Source organism: Pseudomonas sp. JQ36 (genome assembly GCF_053851495.1).
Genome location: NZ_CM132642.1, coordinates 1691097 through 1709219, shown reverse-complemented (window position 1 = coordinate 1709219; position 18123 = coordinate 1691097). Strand labels below are relative to the sequence as shown.

Below are 18123 nucleotides of genomic sequence, written 5' to 3'. Positions count from 1 at the left end.
TAAGGGTTTGCTCATCCGCAGCCATTGCCCACGGATGCATACTTTCAACAAGGAAGTCATATGAAAATAGTTGGGTTGTCCGGGATTCTCCCATCACGCATTGTCAGCAATCAGGACGTTATAAACCTGGTCGAGGAACACTCTAAAGATACCTTCCAGGAAGCCTTGCCTAAAACATTAAAGACCATCAGCAAGTTGCTTGAAAAAAGCGGCAGCGGAACGCGTCATTGGCTGGGTGCCAACGAAACGCCAATGCAATTGATGGAGACTGCATTCAACTCGGCGCTCGCTCAGGCCAACATCGACAAGGCCGACCTGGATCTGTTGATCTATCCGAACGTCACCCGCGGGTTCATCGAGCCGGCCAACAGTACGTTCATTGCCAAGGCGCTGGGCCTGAGCTGCAGAAACTTTGATGTGGTGGACGCCTGCAATGGCTGGGTGACCGCCATGGATGTCATCAACAGCAAAATGCAGGCCGGCGAGATTCGCTATGCGGCAATCGTCAATATGGAGTTTGGCATGTCTGCTGGCGGGCCGGTGATGCCCAAGAACTTCTCTTTGCAGTCGTCGGCGGAACTGGCTTACAAGTTCCCGAGTTTTACCATTGGCGAAGCCGTCACGGTCACCATCCTCAGTCATGAGGCACCCGGCAACTTCAAGTTCTCGTACATCAACCGGCCGGACTTGAGTGACTTGTCGACCATCTCCCTGCCGGACTGGAAACTGTTCTGCAATGAGGAGGATATTCCCCGTATTTCACCGACCGGCGGGCAGTATCAATTCAACTCCTACGCGGCAGCCTTGCATGAAGATGGTCGCAATGAAGCGATCAAAGTCTTCAATCTGCAAAACGTCTCTGCTGCGGATGTTCATAAAGTGTTTATCCATACCGGTTCGCCAAAGATGTGGGAGCACATTGGGCAACTGATCGGTATTGATCACAAACTGCACCACGTCGGGCATAAGACCGGCAACATCATTACCGCGTCCATCCCCTACGGCATCTTCGATGCGATGAGTCGGGGCGAAGCCGAAAACGGCCAGTTTTGCATGGGCTGGGCAGGCAGTGGCGGGATGGTCTTCTCTGCGTTGTCATTTACTCTGTAAGGCCTGAAGCAACTTGCCGTCGTGAGGCGGCAAGTTGCTCGAACCTGTTGGCAACAGGAATCTGACCCAGTCATTTCAACGTGTCATGGCGATCAACGTCTTCGGTTCCAAATACGCGCTCATCCCCCACTTGCCCATTTCGCGCCCAAGGCCTGAATGTTTGAATCCACCGAAGGGGGCACGCGGTTCGTGGGTCAGGGTGTTGATGAGCACGCGTCCCGCATTGATCTGGCGGGCAACGTTCATACAACGTTCAGCGCTTTTTCCCAGTACCAGGGCGCTCAGCCCATAGTCCGTATCGTTGGCAATGGTGATCGCTTCGGCATCATCCTCGTAGGGGATGATCGTCAACACCGGCCCGAAGATTTCCTCACGTGCAATGCGCATCCGGTTGTTGGCATCAGTGAAGATCGTGGGCTTCACGAACCATCCGGCATGCAAGCCTTCCGGGCGCCCTTCGCCACCCGCCAGCAACCTCGCGTCTTCTTCCTGGCCGATACGGATGTAGCGCTGCACCCGTTCCCATTGTTTCTGGCTCACCATCGGACCGATATCGGTGTCGGTGTTACGCGGATCGCCCGATCGGATCTGTGAGACGCCCTCCTTTGCAATCCGTTCAAACTCTGCCAGCCGGCCGCGCGGCACGAGGATACGAGTGCCCGCGATGCACGCCTGACCGCTGTTGAGAAATCCGGCTTGCAGCACCATCGGCATGACCGCCTGCAGATCAGTATCATCAAGCACCACGGTGGGCGACTTGCCGCCGAGCTCCAGCGTCACACGCTTCATGGTGTCGGCACCGGTTCTGAGCAGATGCTTACCGACAGCGGACGAGCCCGTAAACGAGATTTTGGCAACGTCGGGATGACCGGCGATCTCCTCGCCAACCACATCACCCCGTCCGTTGATGACATTGAATACACCCGGTGGCAACCCCGCTTCATGCAACGCACTGACCACGACCTGCGTCTGCAACGCGCTCATCTCGCTAGGCTTGATGACGGCGGTGCAGCCTGTCGCCAGCGCGGTGGCCAGCTTGTTGCAGATGAAGCCCGCATTGCTGTTCCATGGCGTGATCAGACCGGTCACACCCACGGGCGTCAGAATGACCCTGGCCGTGCCGACCTGCTCCTCGAAATCGAACGCCTCCAGAGTATCGATTGCCTGCGCAATCACGTCGGCCGGATAACTCGCCATCGAGCGCGCGCGAGCCGCAGGTGCACCGTATTCCGTGACGATGGCTTCCAGCAGCTCTTCCTCCTTTGCCGCCACGGCCCGGTGCATGCGGTGCAGTGCCGCAATGCGCTCCTCCCGGCTAGTACGGGCCCACGCAGGGAATGCAACCTTGGCGGCTGCGATCGCACGCTGGGCGTCCAGTGCATCGCCCAGTCGAACCTGACCGATGACTTCCTCGGTGCTCGGGTTATGAAGGTCGAACCATTCCTGACCGTGTGGAAGAACGAACTCGCCGTTGATATAGATATGTTCAATGCGTTGCATGGCGACTCCTCGCTCAAAACGACTCGTCTGAATCGAGCCTCTGTGATGAAGTCTAAGAAGGGTTCATTATTCCGATAAGCCATCCTTTGGCTGATGAAGCATCCTTATATTCAGGACGATCATGCACAGAACAGGAATGACCGAGCTGGAAGTGGTACTGGCCGTGGCGCGGCGCAGCAGTTTTCGCGGCGCCGCACAGGAGCTGGGCATGTCCACAACTGCTGTGAGCAGCGCGGTGGCCGGTCTGGAAGCACGCCTGAAAGTGCGCCTGTTCAATCGCTCCACGCGCAGCGTTGCTCTCACCGACATCGGCCAACGCTATGTGGCACGCATCGCACCTGCGTTGGCACAGATCAAAAGTGCCGGCGAAGAAGCCAGCGTCGGCCCCGACGAGCCCAGCGGCACATTGCGCATCAATGCACCGCATGGCGCGGCTTACCTGCTGCTGGATCCGCTATTGAAGCAGTACGCTCAGCGCTATCCCGACGTACGTATCGACATCGTCAGCGAATCAAGCATGGTCGACATCATCGCCGGTGGCTTCGACGCCGGGATTCGCCTGGCGGAGTCCGTGCCGCAAGACATGATTGCCGTGGCACTGTCAGGTGACATTCGGATGCTTGTGGTCGCAACGCCCGAGTACTTCGAACGCCACGGCGTACCCGAACATCCGCGAGATCTGCTCACCCACCGGAGCATCGGCATGCGCATGGCCCATGGTGGCCTCTACCAGTGGGAATTGGAGCGCGATGGGCAAAAGCTGCAGATGGATCTGCCGGTGTGCTTCGCCTCCAACGAAATGCTGGCAATCAAACAGGCGGTGTTGTCAGGCCTTGGCATTGGTTTCATTTCCGAGTGGTTCATCCAGGAAGAGCTGGCGAGCGGCACCCTGGTGCCGGTGTTGATGCCATGGTGCCCGTCATTTGGCGGACTGAGGCTCTATTACTCGGGCCATCGCTTCGTGCCCGCGCGGTTGCGCGCATTGATCGAACTGGCGCAGGAGTTGCGGCCTACTGTGATTTGATCCTGTTTTGCCCACTTTTTATCGTCCAAACTGCCCTGGAATTCCCCATGGAAAACCGCCACCTTCGTCTCTTGCTCCAGGGAACAGCGGAGTGTAATTCCGCTGTCGAGTCTCTCGTCCTCGTACTTGAGGCCGCTGTTGAACTGGTGTCGATTCCCGAAAATGATTTCTGCTGGTCGTATTGGGCTGATGAGCTTGAGGCGAAAACTGAATTACAAGCCCTGATCCACTCATTAAAAACCGGCACCTTGCCTGAGCGGCTGGACGTCGCCGTGTTGTTTGCGCCCACCGGACCGTTACAGGAGCTGGCCATGAGCAGTGGATGGGCTGAGACTTATTTGAAGGTCGCCGGCAAATTTGATGACGTTGAAGGGTTGCTGTGGAGAAGGTAACCGAAAGCGGTTCCCATATCCCAGCTAGCAAGCCGGGCCATTCGCCGGAACACTCTGACGCACATAATAATTGTCGAATTCACTGCTTTCCGTGAATTGGAAGCCATGGCGGGTATAAAAGCGATTCGAAGCACTTTCTTTGAGAGCGCCAACTTTAACAGGGAGCGCAGCCGAATCCGCCTCTTTGAAAATCTGAGTGAGAACAGCAGCCCCTACACCTGATCCTTGCGCGCTCGGTCTCACATACAAGTGGTCGAGCAAGATTTCATTGTGGTGATGCTTGACCACTACAAAACCAACCCTCTCTCCAGATACCTCGATATAGCGCGTATTGCGAGCTTCAAAACCGCCAACAAACCGCTCACGCGCACGCACCGGATCAAATCGCCCGACACGCTCCAGACTTTCGCGCATGGCCTCAATTCGAATGGCTACAAGATTGTCCAAGTCGCTTGGTTGAGCCGGGACCAAAATGACTGGGAAATTTTGATTGGGTGCGACGGGCATAGGTTGTGCTCTATTTACCATCCTGGAGGGCCAGTATAGAGAGCCTGGCTTGTGGGGCCCAGTTTGGCTTCACCGTCGAATTCAGGCACCCCCTCTCAAAAACGAACATGACTTGGTCAATCTGGATTTTGATTGCCAGAGCCTTGCGTGACCGACAGGTCTCAAATACGACCTCACGGTATTCATATGTCGATATCAGACACGACCATGGCGCAATCAGGCTACTGAATCGACAGCAAGGCCGGCTAAGGTGCCGTGTCTTCCTATCAAAACAATCCCGGTCAGATCATGGGGTTGATAAGAACTGCGGCGGTTGGACGGGCTTCTTTCGGGAGTTTCAGCAGGCAACGATGGTGACCGATCGTGTGCCCGTTCAATTGCTTAAATGTCGATCAGCAGAGAATAAAAATACCGATGATCAGCCCGAACTCCATGGATTCGAGTAGCCAATTGGCGCAGGGCTTCAAGCCTCGTCACGTCACAATGCTGTCCATCGCCGGGATTATCGGCGCCGGTTTGTTCGTCGGCTCAGGACACGCCATTGCCGCAGCAGGGCCGGCGGTACTTCTCGCCTATCTGTTTTCAGGTCTGCTTGTCGTGCTGGTCATGCGCATGCTCGGCGAGATGGCGGTGGCCAATCCGGACACCGGTTCGTTCTCCACCTACGCCGACCAGGCCATCGGCCGCTGGGCCGGTTTTACCATCGGTTGGCTGTACTGGTGGTTCTGGGTGTTGGTAATTCCCATCGAGGCATTGGCGGCCGGGCATGTGCTGCACCAATGGTTTCCGCAGGTCGATGCCTGGCTGTTCGCGTTGGGATCGATCATCGCGCTGGTGGTGACCAACCTGTTCAGCGTATCCAAGTATGGTGAGTTCGAGTTCTGGTTCGCCATGGCCAAGGTCGTGGCGATCATCGGCTTCATCGGGGTCGGTTTTGCCGTGTTGATGGGCTGGGTGCCCGACCGCGAAGTCAGCGGGTTGAGCGGCCTGATGGCCGAGCACGGCGGATTTGCGCCCAACGGCTTGTCGGCGGTGGTCGGCGCTTTCATCACGATCATGTTCAGCTTCATCGGCACTGAAGCGGTGACCATCGCGGCCGCCGAATCGAATAATCCGGCGCAGAACATTGCCAAGGCCACCCGCTCGGTGATCTGGCGCATCGGCGTGTTCTACCTGCTGTCGATCTTCGTGGTCATCTCCGTGGTGCCCTGGAATGATCCGTTGCTGGCGTCGGTGGGCTCGTATCAGCGCGCCCTGGAAATCATGAACATTCCAAACGCCAAGTTCATGGTCGACGTCGTCGTCCTGATCGCCGTGGCCAGTTGCATGAACTCCTCGATTTACATTGCCTCACGCATGTTGTACTCGCTGGGCCGTCGCGGCGATGCACCGAAAGCACTGAAGGCGACTTCCGCGGCCGGTGTGCCACGGGCCGCCGTGATCGCCAGCACCGTGCTGGGTGCATCGATCACCGTGTGGAGCTACTTCATGCCCGCCGGACTGTTCGAGTTCCTGCTGGCCAGCTCCGGGGCGATTGCCCTGCTGGTGTACCTGGCGATTGCAGTGTCGCAACTGCGCATGCGGCGGATATTGCAACAGCGCAAGGTCGAGCTGACATTCCGCATGTGGCTGTTTCCATGGCTGACGTGGCTGGTGATCGGCTTCATCTGCGCGGCGCTGGCGGTCATGATGATTACTCCGCAGCACCGCACCGAAGTCACCACCACCATTGGCTTGGCGCTGGCAATCTCCTTTATCGGCCTGATGACGTCGCGTCACCCTGCCCCGGCGGCACGCGCAACCTCGGTGGGCTAGGCGTTCACGCCGAAGCTGATGTTCCCTTGGCAAAGACCGGGGGAATGACCGACGCCTGCAACTCAGACCGATTCCTGTGAGGCCATGATGTCATCGACCCCCTCCGTGGCCGACGGTACGACCCAATCCGTCGGGTTTTTGCTGTTGGATAAATTCACCCTCATGTCGCTGGCATCCGCCGTCGAACCACTGCGCATGGCCAATCAATTGTCGGGGCGAACGCTGTATCGCTGGCATACCTTCAGCGCCAATGGTGCGGCTGTTTGGGCCAGCGACGGGGTCCCGATCACGCCGGATGGCTCGTGGAGCAACCCCGGCGTGGCGGACACGGTGATTGTCTGCGGCGGGGTCGGCATCCAGAGCGTGATCACCCGCGAGCACACATCCTGGCTGCAAGCCCTGGCGCGCCAATCCAGACGCTTGGGCGGTGTGTGCACCGGTAGCTGGGCACTCGCCAAAGCCGGATTGCTCGATGGTTATGAGTGCAGCGTGCATTGGGAGTTTCTGGCAGCCATGCAGGAAGCTTTCCCACGCGTCAACGTCAGCACCAGCCTCTTCACCCTCGACCGCAACCGCTTTACCAGTTCCGGAGGAACAGCGCCGCTGGACATGATGCTGCACCTGATCGCCCGCGATCATGGTCGTGAGTTATCCGCCGCCATCTCGGAGATGTTTGTATACGAGCGCATCCGCAACGAGCAGGACCATCAACGCGTGCCACTCAAGCACGTGGTCGGTACGCATCAACCCAAGCTGCAAGAAGTCGTTGCGTTGATGGAAGCCAATCTTGAAGAGCCGATCGAGCTGGATAACCTTGCCGAATACGTCGATCTGTCACGCCGACAGCTGGAGCGGTTGTTTCAGAAATACCTGCAATGCACGCCGTCACGCTACTACTTGAGGTTGCGGCTGATTCGCGCGCGACAACTGCTCAAGCAAACCTCCCTGTCGATCGTGGAACTGGCGTATGTCTGCGGATTTGCCTCCACACCGCATTTCTCAAAATGCTATCGCGAGCACTTTGGCGTGCCGCCGAGCGACGAGCGCTCAGGTTCTGCAATGAGTCGTAAACGGGCAACGCCGCCGTCATCGATCAACACGCTGACAACGCTGGATCAGGCGAGAAACGAATCGACGTTTGCCAGTGTTCGAATGATGGCGAGTGCCGATCTGGCTTGAATAAACCAGGGCACATGGCCGGGGACGCACAAGATTCCCCGGCCATGTGCCCTGCCCGTTTACGCCTGATCCAAAGCCTCCACCACGCCTTTGTCTTCCCCTAGAAACCCGCCACTCTGATGCGCCCACAGCCGCGCATACACGCCGTTCTTCTCAAGCAACTCCGAATGGGTGCCCTGCTCGATGATGCGCCCGTCATCCATGACAATCAGCCGATCCATCGCCGCAATCGTCGACAGTCGATGCGCGATCGCGATCACGGTTTTGCCCTGCATCATCTCATCGAGGCTTTCCTGAATCGCCACTTCGACTTCCGAGTCCAGCGCGCTGGTGGCTTCGTCCAGCAGCAGGATTGGCGCGTTCTTCAGCATCACCCGGGCGATCGCCACCCGTTGACGCTGGCCGCCGGAGAGCTTGATCCCGCGTTCACCCACCAGGGTGTCGTAGCCGGTATGGCCCTGACGGTCGCTGAGTTGGCTGATGAACTCATCAGCCTGCGCATTGGCAGCGGCGCGGCGGATCTGCGCGTCGGTGGCATCGGGCCGGCCGTAGGCGATGTTGTCGCGAATCGAGCGGTGCAGCAGCGAGGTGTCCTGAGTGACCATACCGATCGCGCTGCGCAGGCTGTCCTGAGTCACGTGCGCAATGTTCTGGCCGTCGATACGAATCTCGCCGCTGTCGACGTCATAGAAGCGCAGCAGCAAGTTGATCAGCGTCGATTTGCCCGCACCGGAACGCCCTACCAGACCGATCTTTTCACCGGGACGAATACTCAGACTCAGGCCATCGAGCACCTGACGCTCGCCACCGTAGTTGAACTTCACCTTGTCGAACGTCACCGCGCCGCCGGAAGTGACCAGCACGCCGGCATCCGGTGCGTCTTGCACCTTGGTGCCCTGGGTCAGCGTTGCCATGCCGTCCTGGACGGTGCCGATGCTTTCGAACAGCGAGGTCATCTGCCACATGATCCAGTTCGACATGCCATTGATCCGCAAGGCCATGGCGGTAATCGCCGCCACCGCACCGGCGCCGACGTCGCCCTGGTGCCACAGCCACAGGGCGTAGCCCCCGGCAGACATGATCAACCCCACCACCAAGGCCTGATTGACGATCTCGAACAGGCTGACCAGACGCATCTGGCGAAAGCCGGTCTGCTTGAAATCTTCCATCGCCGCCCGCGCAAAATGTGCTTCGCGGTTGGAGTGGGAGAACAGTTTCACCGTGGTGATGTTGGTGTACGCATCGGCGATGCGCCCGGTCATCATCGAGCGCGCATTGGCCTGCTCCTGACCGACCTTGCCCAGACGCGGCACGAAGTACCACATGGCCAGACCGAACAGCACGACCCAGGCGAGAAACGGCAGCATCAGCTTCAGCGCAAAACCGCCGGCCAAGGCAATGATCGCGATGAAGTACACGCCAATCCCCGGCAGGATCTCGATCATGGTGAACAGCACGTCGCGCACCGCCAGCGCCGTCTGCATGACCTTGGTCGTGACCCGGCCGGAGAACTCGTCGGAGAAAAACGAAAGGCTTTGCCGCAGCATCAGCCGATGGAAATCCCAGCGCAGGCGCAGCGGCAGGTTAATCGCCAGAATCTGGTGCTGAACCATGGTGCGCAACGCCACCAGCCCGACACTAAGCACCATGACAATGCCCATGCCCCACAACACACGGCTCTCCTGCACCGCCGCTTCGCCGCCGGCCTGCCACGTGGAGAGCAGATCGACGACCTGGCCGAGGAAGGAAAACAGCCACGCTTCATAAACTGATACGGCGGCGCTGAGCAACGCCAGTGCGAGGATGTAGCCGCGAGCACCGCGAGTGCAGGCCCAGAGAAATTTAGCCAGACCGTTGGGTGGCGGTGGCACCTCATCAGGCGGGAAAGGGTCGAGTCTTCGTTCAAACACACGAAGCATGATGTTCTCCTGAACTTTCAAGTCAGGGAGATTCTGCCACTGATTGGATCCCGGGAGGTCTTTGTGAAAAAGTGTGTGCTCGTCAGTAAAGGTTCTACCTGAAAACGAACAATTGGATCTGTTTACAACCTGAGCACCTCCTGAAGTGGCGATCAGGCTGTGCGGGCACTTGTCCTCATCAGCGGCATCGATATGCTCTGTTCGCTCCGCAGCTCACATCAATTCGGATAAAGACAATGCTTCAGTTGATTGGCCAGACTACCGATATCAAATCAGCAATCAATGCGTTCAACGCCTCTTACCACGCTGATTATGCTCATGTACGCAAAATTTCCAGTCGGTACCTTGCCGCTGATGTTTCAACAGAACGTGCTGGCGAGCTCGCTGAGGCCTTATACGCCGCATTGGCCAACTGGGGAGCGTGTACACGCAAGGCTCCGATACTCCGTACAACTCGGCAAATCGCGACAGCGCTGAGCTGCAAGGCGCTGCACTCCAGGTTTGTGTGCCTCGACCGCATCGGACTGGATGCTTTGAATCTAGACCCTGCGGGCGGTCGAAACTTCACCCGAGAGACACCCTTCAGCTCGCTCAACCAATTTGATACTGAATTGCTAAGTATCCTCGAGGCGTTGGCGCATGCGCTCTTCATCAACAATACCAACGTCACTTATCCAATGAAGGCTTTACTACTGATCACTGGATTCATGCCCGCGTTTGACAGCCAGGTCAGAAAGGGTTTGCAACGTGCAGGAATATCCGGGTTCAGCGGCACACAGTACCTTCTACCAAAAAACGCCTACAGAGCCGCTGGTCAGCGCATTTGCCATCTACCATTCTCCTTGGGCCAATGCTGGCGCGACAATAAAGCGCTGCTGACCGAGGCAATTCTCCAGAGCAACTACCCTGAACTCAGCACAGAGCCAGGTCGAATCTTCGACATCATCCTGTTTATGCAAAGATCCCCTCAGCGACGTTTGATCTTGTCGGCTGGTTAAGCAGCGTCGTCTACTCCAGGCGCTCCCGGCCATCGCACGCCCGCCGCAGTCTCAAGGCAAAATCCCCACACATTCACTACGCTAGAGAAATCCGCCGCAGCGCAATCGCCAACAGCAGATTGAACATTGCGCCCAGGCCACTGTTCCAGATGAGCAAACCCAAGCTACCAAGGACGAGCATATGGACAGTTTCGCTCCTGCTACGCCGGTTCCGCCTCAGCAAAGTGCAATCACCCGCCGCCTGGCGTTTGCGGTCGGCACGCTGTTTCTCGTCGGGGTGATTGCCGCTATCGGCACCCTGCTCAGCATTGCCGCTCGCCTGGATCGCGAGGATGTCGAGCAAAACCGTTTCTACACGGCCCGCGCCCTGGAAAACCGCATCAGCACCTCAAAGAGCTACATCACCAGTTACGCCGACTGGACCACCGCCTATGAGCACCTGCATACCCAGGTCGATACCGACTGGGCGTACACCCAACAGAACATTGGCAAAACTTTGTTCACCACTGACGGTTATGACGGCGTGTTCGTGCTGGATCGGCAGGGCACAAAATACGCCGTGGTGCAGGGACAGCAGGAAGACGCGGACATCTCGCGCTGGCTCGCGGTGCCTGCCGCGTCGCTGATTGAGCAGGTGCAAGACCAGCCCGAGTTGACCGTGCCTGTCAGCACGTACTCGCTGTTCGACGGCTGGCCGGCGCTGGTCACGGCGGCGGCCATTCTGCCCAACGATGAGCGTCCGGTGGGCGATCCGCAACAGACGTCGGTGCTGGTATTCGTTGACAAGCTGACGCCCGCCAAACTGCAGGCGATCGGCGTAGCCTACGGCTTGAACAACCTGACCCTGATGCCGGATGACCAGCTCAGCGGGGAGCAACCACGCGTGCCGCTGGACAGTACCGGTTTCAGCTTGACGGCAGATCTGAAACGCCCCGGGCTGCAATTGTTGTGGTCATTGCTGCCCACCCTCGGCAGCGTGCTGGCGGTGCTGATGCTGCTGACCGCGTATTTCCTGCGTCACGCCGTGCGATCTTCGACCTACGTCGACCACAGTTTCAGCACGTTGAAGACCTCGAATCAGGCGCTGGAGGCGGCCAACCATGCACTTGAAGCCAGTGAAGAGCGGTTTCGCGCGGTGGCCGAAGCGGCATCGGACTGGATCTGGGAAGTCGACAACCAGTTGCGCCTGACCTATCTCTCGGCGCGCTTCAGCGAGGTGACCGGCTACCCGCAAACCGAGTGGCTGGGGCAAGGCATCGGGCAACTGGTGTCCTGCGATACCACGCCGCTGGAGCTGTGGCTTAAAAAACTCACCGAAGACAGCAATGCCAGCGACCTGCGCTGCACCTACCGCGATCACGCCGGGCAGCAACGCCACTGTCGGCTATCAGCGCGGCCGATTATCGAAAAGCAAACCGTGGTCGGCTATCGCGGCACCGCCAGCGACATCACCGACGAAGTCGCCGCCCATGCGCAGATCCAGCACCTGTCGATGCACGACGCCCTGACCGGCCTGCCCAATCGCAACCAGTTGGCGCGTTATCTGGATGAGGCGCTGTTGCTCAAGGAACACGCCGCACCGTTGTCGCTGCTGGTGATTGACCTGGACAACTTCAAGCCGATCAATGATTCCCTCGGCCATCCGGCCGGTGATGCGGTGTTGCAGGAAGTCGCCAGTCGCCTGCGCGAATGCACCCGTGAGCACGATATCGTCGCTCGCTTGGGTGGTGACGAATTCGTCGTGGTGCTCAATGGCATGGACACTCGGCAAGAGGTCGACCGCTTTTGTACCCGGCTAGTCGAGAGCCTGCATCAACCGATGGTCTTCGAGCATCACCCGTTGCACGTCGGCGCAAGCATCGGTATCGCCCTGAGCCGCCGTCAGGGCTTCGTGCCCAGCGAGTTGATCCGTTGCGCCGACATCGCGCTGTATCAGGCCAAGTCCGAGGGCAAGAACACCTGGTGCTATTTCGAAGCGCACATGAACGACCAGATTCAGACCCGCAGGCAAATGGAAAGCGATCTGCGCGGTGCGCTGAAGAACGACGAATTCATCCTGCATTACCAGCCGCGCTACACCGTCGACGGCAAGCACATCGTTTCGGTCGAGGCGCTGGTACGCTGGCAGCACCCGACCAAAGGCCTGCTGGGGCCAGATCTGTTCATCGGCCTGGCGGAACAGACCGACCTGATCGTGGCGCTGGGGCGCTGGGTATTGCGCGAAGCCTGTGAAACCGCACTGAGCTGGCCGTCGGACATTCTGCTCTCGGTCAATCTGTCGCCGGCGCAGTTTGCCCTCAGCGATGTCGTCGAAGACGTGCGCGAAGCGCTGATCCAGACCCGTTTCCCGGCCAGTCGCCTGGAACTGGAAATCACCGAAAACGTGATGCTCGTCGACACCGACGGCGCGCTGACCACGATGAATGCGCTCAAGGAACTTGGCGTGCGCCTGAACATGGACGACTTCGGCACCGGCTATTCGTCCCTCGGCTACCTGCGCGCCTACCCGTTCGACGGGATCAAGATCGACAAACGCTTCATCGCCTCGATCAGCAACGGCGCCAACGATCGGGCGGTGGTTCAGGCGATCATCGGCCTGGGCAAAGCCATGGGCCTGACCGTGACCGCCGAAGGCGTGGAAACCGAGGAGCAACTGGAGATTCTCGGCAAGGATCAATGCAATGAGGTGCAGGGTTATTTCATGAGTCGACCGATCGACAAGACGGCGTTTGCGCAGTTGTTGAAAAGCGCCAGGGCCGTGCCTGCCACTCACCCATCACCGAAGAAAGGTCGCGTCATTTAGCCGGTTGGGCATCCCTGACCGGGCTGTCTGATAGCAACTGGCACTGGGGGAACGTTGGCCGCCAACCGCCGCGTAAGGCAGGTGGCGCCCGCTTTCGCGAGCGACACCTTCATCCCCTGCCCGCTAATCAGGCCTTCTTGTCCGCCTCTTCCAGCGCTTTTTCAGCGTTGAACCCGTCGAAGTTCTCGAATACGCCCAGAAAGCCCGGCACGGTCACTTCTCGCGCCCAGTCGCGCTGTAGTTCGCAGTACATTTGCACCCGGCTGATGAGCTTCGCGCCCGCCTGTTCCATTCTGCGCAACGCCGCGTCGTGCGCGGCGAGCGATGTGCCGCCGACCGCATCGACCGGCACATAAACGTCATAACCTTCCTGGATCGCGTCGAGCACCGGGAATGTCAGGCATGCTTCGGTCCAGAGTGCAGTCATGATGAGTTTCTTGCGCCCGAGCGCCTTGACTGCCTGCTTGAATTGCGTGTCCTCCCAACTGTTGATCGATGTGCGGTCATAGGTCGGCAGATGGCCGATCACCTTTTGCAACTCCTGAATCGGCGGCTTGTTGCGGCCGGTCGCGACATTGACTGTCGAGTGGATGATCGGAAGGTTGTAGTTGACCGCCGCCTTCGCGACGCTGGTTATGTTGAAGACGAGTTCATCACGCGGCATCGAGCGGATCGAAGAAACCTGAACCGGCTGATAATCGATGATGATCAACGCCGAGTTTTCCGGGGTCAGTAGCTGATCGGTATGGGGGTTGCGGAGAGTCTCGCTTGCCATTGGTAAATCCTTTTCATGGGTGACGCACGTTTGTGAATCAGGCCGGAGCCTGTGCGGGTGATGGGTTCCGAGACACGTGCGAATGACGCCATGCCCGGAAAATCCATTGTGCTGTTCCCATGTTCGACGCAGTAGTAGCATTGCGCGACGTGCTGTGTCGCTAAAAGAGGAACGCCAGAGTGGACATCGAAGAACTGCAGACCTTCGTGGAAGTGGCTGATGCCGGGGGCATTTCTCAGGCTGCCCTGCGGCTTGGCGTGTCAAAATCGATCGTCAGCCGCCGCCTGGCTCGGCTTGAAACCGAACTGGGTGTGCAACTGCTGGCACGCTCTACTCGCGGGGCGGCGCTTACCGAGGCCGGTGCGACGTTCCGGGACTACGCCGCCAGGGTTTGCACCGAGATCGACATCGCCAAGGAAACGATCCTGCCCGCCGGCGCCCTCCGCGGCCGCTTGCGCGTGGCCGTGCCGCTGTCCTTCGGCCAGAGTCACTTCGCCCCGATGCTGGCAGAAATGGCGCGTCGGCATCCGCAGCTGCACATCCAGACCTGTTACAGCGATCGCTTCGTTGACCTCATTGCCGAGGGGTACGATTGCGCCATCCGGGTGGGCTATATGCAGGACTCCAATCTGATTGCCAGACGGATTGGCCCGGTCTACACCAAGCTCGTCGCGAGCCCCGCCTACATCAACGCGCACGGCGAACCCCAGACGCCGTATGAACTGATTGCCCATCAGGCCCTCATGCAGGGCACCGAAGCCTGGCAATTCATGGATGGCGACAAAGTCATCACGGTCCGTCCGCAAGGCCGCTTCAAGGCCGACAACGGCATCGCCTTGGTCGCCGCCGCGACCGCAGGCCTCGGTGTCGCCTACCTGCCCGACTGCCTCACCCATGAACACCTGGCATCCGGCGCACTGGTGCCGATCATGACAAACCATCCTCCCCCTCCGGCCGGTGCCTACATCATCCGCCCGCCGGGTCCGCATCCTGCGCGCAAAATTCGTGTGCTCACTGAACTGCTGATCGAGTTCTTCGGTGAAACGCCACACCTGGCGGTGCAGCCGCTGTCACATCAGGATGACGCGCTGGCGTGAGGTTGGGCTAAGCGAGAGCGACAGACGTTCCTCTTGATCCGCCATTCGCGTAGGGCAGCTTCCGGTCAACGCGACTCGTTAACTCTCACCCGAGCGTGCATCATCGCGCTCCCCACGATCCCGTCGTGGTATCGAAGCCATCAGTGCAGAACCTGGCCGTCCGCAAAAACGAGCCTTTTGAAACGGAAGTCATCTCATGTTCGAACGTAACAAACTGGTTCCGGAGTTAATGGTTACCAACCTGGATAGAAGCCTGGCATTTTGGGTTTCTCTTCTGGGGTTCAAAGTAGCTTATCAACGCCCGGAAGATGGATTTGCATATCTTGATTTGAATGGTGCGCAAGTAATGCTTGAGCAGATTGATTCGGACACGGGTCAATGGCTGACTGCGCCGTTGGCCAAGCCGTTTGGAAGAGGCATCAACTTACAGATTGATGTTGAGGCTGTCGCACCCATCATCCAAAAACTGGATCTGGCTGGATGTCCACTCTATCGAGAATGCAAAGACACCTGGTATCGGGCTGACAATGTAGAAATAGGCCAGCGCGAATTCATCGTCCATGATCCCGACGGTTATCTCGTAAGGTTGGTAGAGCGGTTGGGGGAGAGACCGGCTTGCCCAATCTGAAACTGAGCCAGACCGTCCGTCAGCTTCGGACCGGTGCAACCCCTCACACCAGGCAGCAATCGGCTAGAAGCGGACGTCCACGAACCACCGTTTACAACCTGGCCCAGTCTTTTGTTGCCTGAACTTTTGAGTAGCTGGATGATGCTGACGCTGGCCAGGTCATTCGGCCGGGTCCTCCTCAAGCCTATTGCGCAGGTGCTTTAGAACCTGATGGGCAGTCTGGATAGACTCCATGTCCAATCCCTCCGCCAGCTCATTAATCCAAGGCGTTTGTAGCTGCATCGCCAGATCGAATGCCTTTCTCCCAGCTTCAGTCAGGACAACCAGCTGCGCCCTGCGGTGATGTGGGTTGGGTTGAAACTCGAGCAGCCCTTCCTTCACCAGATCGTTGACGATCCGCTGAACATTTTGCCGATTTGCCCCCATGTCGCGAGCAATCCATGAAACCGGTTGTGCTCGTTCGGCGTACACAATCGTACCCAAGAGTTGCCAGCGGGCGCTTGTCAGACCTAGCTCTGCGACGAGTCGATCGCCTGCAGTAAGCAGGCGCGCGCTTGCTCTAAAGATTTCAAGAACCAGATCGCTCGTGGCGCGCCCTGCGGGTGTGTAGTTTGTCTTTTGCATGGCGTGAATCCTTCCACGTTGACACCATGTTGTCAAACGCAGTAGGTTTGGAGCGTGAAACCCAAACTGTCATCATGATTACAATGTAGAGGCCGCCATGCTTTCTATTCGCCCCCTTGATCCGATCGTTCCCATCACTCAACAGCTGCAGTGCAGCGAAGCTCCTGTGGTATTGATCAACCTCTTCACTGTCGACGCAGACGATATACCTGACCTGCTTTGCGCGTGGGAACTGGATGCCAACTGGATGAAGCAACGTGCCGGTTTCATCTCCACGCAGCTCCATCAGGCCATCGGTGGCAGCAACATGTTCTTGAATTACGCCGTATGGGAATCGGTAGAGCGGTTTCGCGATGCTTTCAATCATCCGGAGTTCGCCAACGCCCTGAGTCGGTATCCCTCAAGCGCCTTGGCCATGCCGCATTTGTTTACCAAGGTAGCTGTGTCGAATATCTGCACGGCCTGATTATTAACCAACTGTCCCACGGTATTAGATAAATGCTCAAACGATTACATTTGATCTTCAGCACACTGGCACTGCTGTGCATCGCCACCTTCTTTCTGTCGACCATTTGTGTTGAGGTTATCGGATCCCGTCACTCGATAGCCTCACTTAAGCAGCTGATCGTGAGTCCCGGGCTTTGGATACTGGTACCGGCAATCATTGCGACCGGTGCAAGTGGAGTGTTAATGAGTCGGAAACGACAAGGTCGACTGATCGCTTTGAAGAAGAAACGCATGCCATTCATTGCCGCCAATGGCCTGTTGGTTCTGATGCCGTGCGCCATTGTGCTCAACCAATGGGCGTCGGCGGGGAGCTTCGATACGCGTTTTTACTTCGTACAGTTAATCGAACTGATCGCAGGGGCCACCAATATCGCATTAATGGGGCTGAATATGCGTGACGGCCTGCGCCTCAGCGGCCGACTGATGCGGGTCGAACCTCGCAGGCAGTAAGTTGGATACTTGCTTCCGTTTTATCTTGAAAAGCTGGGCCGAAATCTCCCATTCGAGACCGGTAGCTATCGGCCAAAAGCAGTCGTTCACGGGAGACAGCTATCGACCCACAGCAGTAATCTGAACCGCATTGATCTAAAGCAATGCCTCCTGCCCATTCTAAAATCGTGATGGCAGTTCATTTCCGGCCTGGGCATCCGAAAAGACCTCATCTGGATCTGCCTGACACCAATATCTGAAAAGTAGGCGAGGCTCGATATTTCCGAAATATTGATCCACGATGCTCTCGGGGCGCACGACCAATTTAGGTTCTGGCCATTGCTGGGCTAAAACACCTAATGGTTTGCCAGATGAATAAACAACCCAAGTGGCCTTGCCTCCACTGATACGAGGTAGGTAGTCCATATCTTGTATCACTTCGATCAAGGTGCGCAGTGTTGCTGATTGATCGAGTGTGATCGATATTGCATGACTTTCCAGATCATCTCCCGCATGAACGCTATCTCGATCAATGGCAACTACCAACATGACTGCTCCTTTTAGTGGTGTGCTTTCACCAGATCGATCAGCGTAGAGACATCAGCGGCTAGCTGTCGAGTGCGCTTCTAGCCGAAACCTGCCGTACCAGGCTACCGCTTTCGGCCAAAAGCAGCCTGTTGTAACAACCTAGCAGCTTTCTCACAGCGCTGAGTTGACTGCTCGCTGGCTAGAGTCTAAAGCCAGCTACTATTGAATACGGGGAGACGACGGTAGCCCTGTTTCTTCGGCCGAATCCTCTCGCTATTATGTGGCCAC

The 18123-nt window shown here is 57.8% G+C and carries 17 protein-coding genes; 11 read left to right on the top strand and 6 right to left on the bottom strand.

What is annotated here, in order from left to right; translation table 11 throughout:
- The first annotated feature begins 60 nt into the window (after positions 1-60).
- The gene (locus ACS4NR_RS07630) at positions 61-1110 is read left to right on the top strand and encodes a 3-oxoacyl-[acyl-carrier-protein] synthase III C-terminal domain-containing protein (protein WP_456019583.1); all 1050 of its coding nucleotides are present in this window, start codon (positions 61-63) and stop codon (positions 1108-1110) included.
- A 75-nt stretch (positions 1111-1185) separates the two neighbouring features.
- Here the strand turns inward: ACS4NR_RS07630 and ACS4NR_RS07625 are convergent, their stop codons facing one another.
- Complete coding sequence (locus ACS4NR_RS07625; RefSeq protein ID WP_456019582.1) at positions 1186-2610, bottom strand: aldehyde dehydrogenase family protein; 1425 nt, start codon at positions 2608-2610, stop codon at positions 1186-1188.
- Positions 2611-2731: 121 nt separating this feature from the next.
- Here ACS4NR_RS07625 and ACS4NR_RS07620 point away from each other — a divergent pair, with 121 nt between their 5' ends.
- Positions 2732-3634 carry a LysR family transcriptional regulator gene (locus ACS4NR_RS07620; protein WP_456019581.1) on the top strand — a complete coding sequence of 301 codons (903 nt, stop codon included), beginning with the start codon at positions 2732-2734 and terminating at the stop codon, positions 3632-3634.
- Positions 3635-3681: 47 nt separating this feature from the next.
- On the top strand, positions 3682-4026 hold the full coding sequence (locus ACS4NR_RS07615; protein ID WP_103367077.1) for a hypothetical protein: 345 nt from the start codon (positions 3682-3684) through the stop codon (positions 4024-4026).
- A 24-nt stretch (positions 4027-4050) separates the two neighbouring features.
- Here ACS4NR_RS07615 and ACS4NR_RS07610 read toward each other — a convergent pair whose 3' ends face one another.
- On the bottom strand, positions 4051-4533 hold the full coding sequence (locus ACS4NR_RS07610; RefSeq protein ID WP_456019580.1) for a GNAT family N-acetyltransferase: 483 nt from the start codon (positions 4531-4533) through the stop codon (positions 4051-4053).
- 414 nt (positions 4534-4947) lie between these two features.
- On the opposite strand from ACS4NR_RS07610, the gene gabP reads away from it, so the two are divergent.
- Positions 4948-6348 (top strand): GABA permease, encoded by a 1401-nt coding sequence (gabP, locus tag ACS4NR_RS07605; RefSeq protein ID WP_047597273.1) that lies wholly within the window; start codon positions 4948-4950, stop codon positions 6346-6348.
- A gap of 87 nt (positions 6349-6435) precedes the next feature.
- A complete protein-coding gene (gene gbdR / locus ACS4NR_RS07600; protein ID WP_150370636.1) occupies positions 6436-7527 on the top strand; it encodes a choline metabolism transcriptional regulator GbdR in 1092 nt (363 codons plus the stop codon).
- A 59-nt stretch (positions 7528-7586) separates the two neighbouring features.
- On the opposite strand, the gene ACS4NR_RS07595 is transcribed toward gbdR, so the two are convergent.
- Positions 7587-9446: an ABC transporter ATP-binding protein gene (locus ACS4NR_RS07595; RefSeq protein ID WP_456019579.1), complete on the bottom strand. Its 1860-nt coding sequence runs from the start codon at positions 9444-9446 to the stop codon at positions 7587-7589.
- 236 nt (positions 9447-9682) lie between these two features.
- Between ACS4NR_RS07595 and ACS4NR_RS07590 the strand changes: the two genes are divergently transcribed.
- Both ACS4NR_RS07590 and ACS4NR_RS07585 read left to right on the top strand, forming a co-directional pair.
- Positions 9683-10444 carry a hypothetical protein gene (locus tag ACS4NR_RS07590; protein ID WP_456019578.1) on the top strand — a complete coding sequence of 254 codons (762 nt, stop codon included), beginning with the start codon at positions 9683-9685 and terminating at the stop codon, positions 10442-10444.
- 181 nt (positions 10445-10625) lie between these two features.
- Positions 10626-13247: a bifunctional diguanylate cyclase/phosphodiesterase gene (locus ACS4NR_RS07585; protein WP_456019577.1), complete on the top strand. Its 2622-nt coding sequence runs from the start codon at positions 10626-10628 to the stop codon at positions 13245-13247.
- A gap of 127 nt (positions 13248-13374) precedes the next feature.
- Here the strand turns inward: ACS4NR_RS07585 and ACS4NR_RS07580 are convergent, their stop codons facing one another.
- The gene (locus tag ACS4NR_RS07580) at positions 13375-14022 is read right to left on the bottom strand and encodes a hydrolase (RefSeq protein ID WP_456019576.1); all 648 of its coding nucleotides are present in this window, start codon (positions 14020-14022) and stop codon (positions 13375-13377) included.
- A 179-nt stretch (positions 14023-14201) separates the two neighbouring features.
- On the opposite strand from ACS4NR_RS07580, the gene ACS4NR_RS07575 reads away from it, so the two are divergent.
- Together ACS4NR_RS07575 and ACS4NR_RS07570 are read left to right on the top strand one after the other, a co-directional pair.
- Positions 14202-15119, top strand: a complete 918-nt coding sequence (locus ACS4NR_RS07575) for a LysR family transcriptional regulator (RefSeq protein ID WP_456019575.1) — start codon at positions 14202-14204, stop codon at positions 15117-15119.
- A 196-nt stretch (positions 15120-15315) separates the two neighbouring features.
- Positions 15316-15747 carry a bleomycin resistance protein gene (locus tag ACS4NR_RS07570; protein WP_456019574.1) on the top strand — a complete coding sequence of 144 codons (432 nt, stop codon included), beginning with the start codon at positions 15316-15318 and terminating at the stop codon, positions 15745-15747.
- Between the two features lie 159 nt (positions 15748-15906).
- Here the strand turns inward: ACS4NR_RS07570 and ACS4NR_RS07565 are convergent, their stop codons facing one another.
- Positions 15907-16371 carry a MarR family winged helix-turn-helix transcriptional regulator gene (locus ACS4NR_RS07565; RefSeq protein ID WP_095135735.1) on the bottom strand — a complete coding sequence of 155 codons (465 nt, stop codon included), beginning with the start codon at positions 16369-16371 and terminating at the stop codon, positions 15907-15909.
- 97 nt (positions 16372-16468) lie between these two features.
- On the opposite strand from ACS4NR_RS07565, the gene ACS4NR_RS07560 reads away from it, so the two are divergent.
- Both ACS4NR_RS07560 and ACS4NR_RS07555 read left to right on the top strand, forming a co-directional pair.
- The gene (locus ACS4NR_RS07560; protein ID WP_095135732.1) at positions 16469-16837 is read left to right on the top strand and encodes an antibiotic biosynthesis monooxygenase family protein; all 369 of its coding nucleotides are present in this window, start codon (positions 16469-16471) and stop codon (positions 16835-16837) included.
- Between the two features lie 32 nt (positions 16838-16869).
- Positions 16870-17328 carry a hypothetical protein gene (locus ACS4NR_RS07555; RefSeq protein WP_456019573.1) on the top strand — a complete coding sequence of 153 codons (459 nt, stop codon included), beginning with the start codon at positions 16870-16872 and terminating at the stop codon, positions 17326-17328.
- Positions 17329-17487: 159 nt separating this feature from the next.
- Here ACS4NR_RS07555 and ACS4NR_RS07550 read toward each other — a convergent pair whose 3' ends face one another.
- Positions 17488-17856: a hypothetical protein gene (locus ACS4NR_RS07550; protein WP_083387108.1), complete on the bottom strand. Its 369-nt coding sequence runs from the start codon at positions 17854-17856 to the stop codon at positions 17488-17490.
- Positions 17857-18123 lie beyond the last annotated feature (267 nt).

Coding starts and splice junctions, on each gene's coding strand:
- ACS4NR_RS07630 (WP_456019583.1), top strand. CDS start 61: ATGAAAATAGTTGGGTTGTCCGGGATTCTCCCATCACGCATTGTCAGC.
- ACS4NR_RS07625 (WP_456019582.1), bottom strand. CDS start 2,610: ATGCAACGCATTGAACATATCTATATCAACGGCGAGTTCGTTCTTCCA.
- ACS4NR_RS07620 (WP_456019581.1), top strand. CDS start 2,732: ATGCACAGAACAGGAATGACCGAGCTGGAAGTGGTACTGGCCGTGGCG.
- ACS4NR_RS07615 (WP_103367077.1), top strand. CDS start 3,682: ATGGAAAACCGCCACCTTCGTCTCTTGCTCCAGGGAACAGCGGAGTGT.
- ACS4NR_RS07610 (WP_456019580.1), bottom strand. CDS start 4,533: ATGCCCGTCGCACCCAATCAAAATTTCCCAGTCATTTTGGTCCCGGCT.
- gabP (WP_047597273.1), top strand. CDS start 4,948: ATGATCAGCCCGAACTCCATGGATTCGAGTAGCCAATTGGCGCAGGGC.
- gbdR (WP_150370636.1), top strand. CDS start 6,436: ATGTCATCGACCCCCTCCGTGGCCGACGGTACGACCCAATCCGTCGGG.
- ACS4NR_RS07595 (WP_456019579.1), bottom strand. CDS start 9,446: ATGCTTCGTGTGTTTGAACGAAGACTCGACCCTTTCCCGCCTGATGAG.
- ACS4NR_RS07590 (WP_456019578.1), top strand. CDS start 9,683: ATGCTTCAGTTGATTGGCCAGACTACCGATATCAAATCAGCAATCAAT.
- ACS4NR_RS07585 (WP_456019577.1), top strand. CDS start 10,626: ATGGACAGTTTCGCTCCTGCTACGCCGGTTCCGCCTCAGCAAAGTGCA.
- ACS4NR_RS07580 (WP_456019576.1), bottom strand. CDS start 14,022: ATGGCAAGCGAGACTCTCCGCAACCCCCATACCGATCAGCTACTGACC.
- ACS4NR_RS07570 (WP_456019574.1), top strand. CDS start 15,316: ATGTTCGAACGTAACAAACTGGTTCCGGAGTTAATGGTTACCAACCTG.
- ACS4NR_RS07565 (WP_095135735.1), bottom strand. CDS start 16,371: ATGCAAAAGACAAACTACACACCCGCAGGGCGCGCCACGAGCGATCTG.
- ACS4NR_RS07560 (WP_095135732.1), top strand. CDS start 16,469: ATGCTTTCTATTCGCCCCCTTGATCCGATCGTTCCCATCACTCAACAG.
- ACS4NR_RS07555 (WP_456019573.1), top strand. CDS start 16,870: ATGCTCAAACGATTACATTTGATCTTCAGCACACTGGCACTGCTGTGC.
- ACS4NR_RS07550 (WP_083387108.1), bottom strand. CDS start 17,856: ATGTTGGTAGTTGCCATTGATCGAGATAGCGTTCATGCGGGAGATGAT.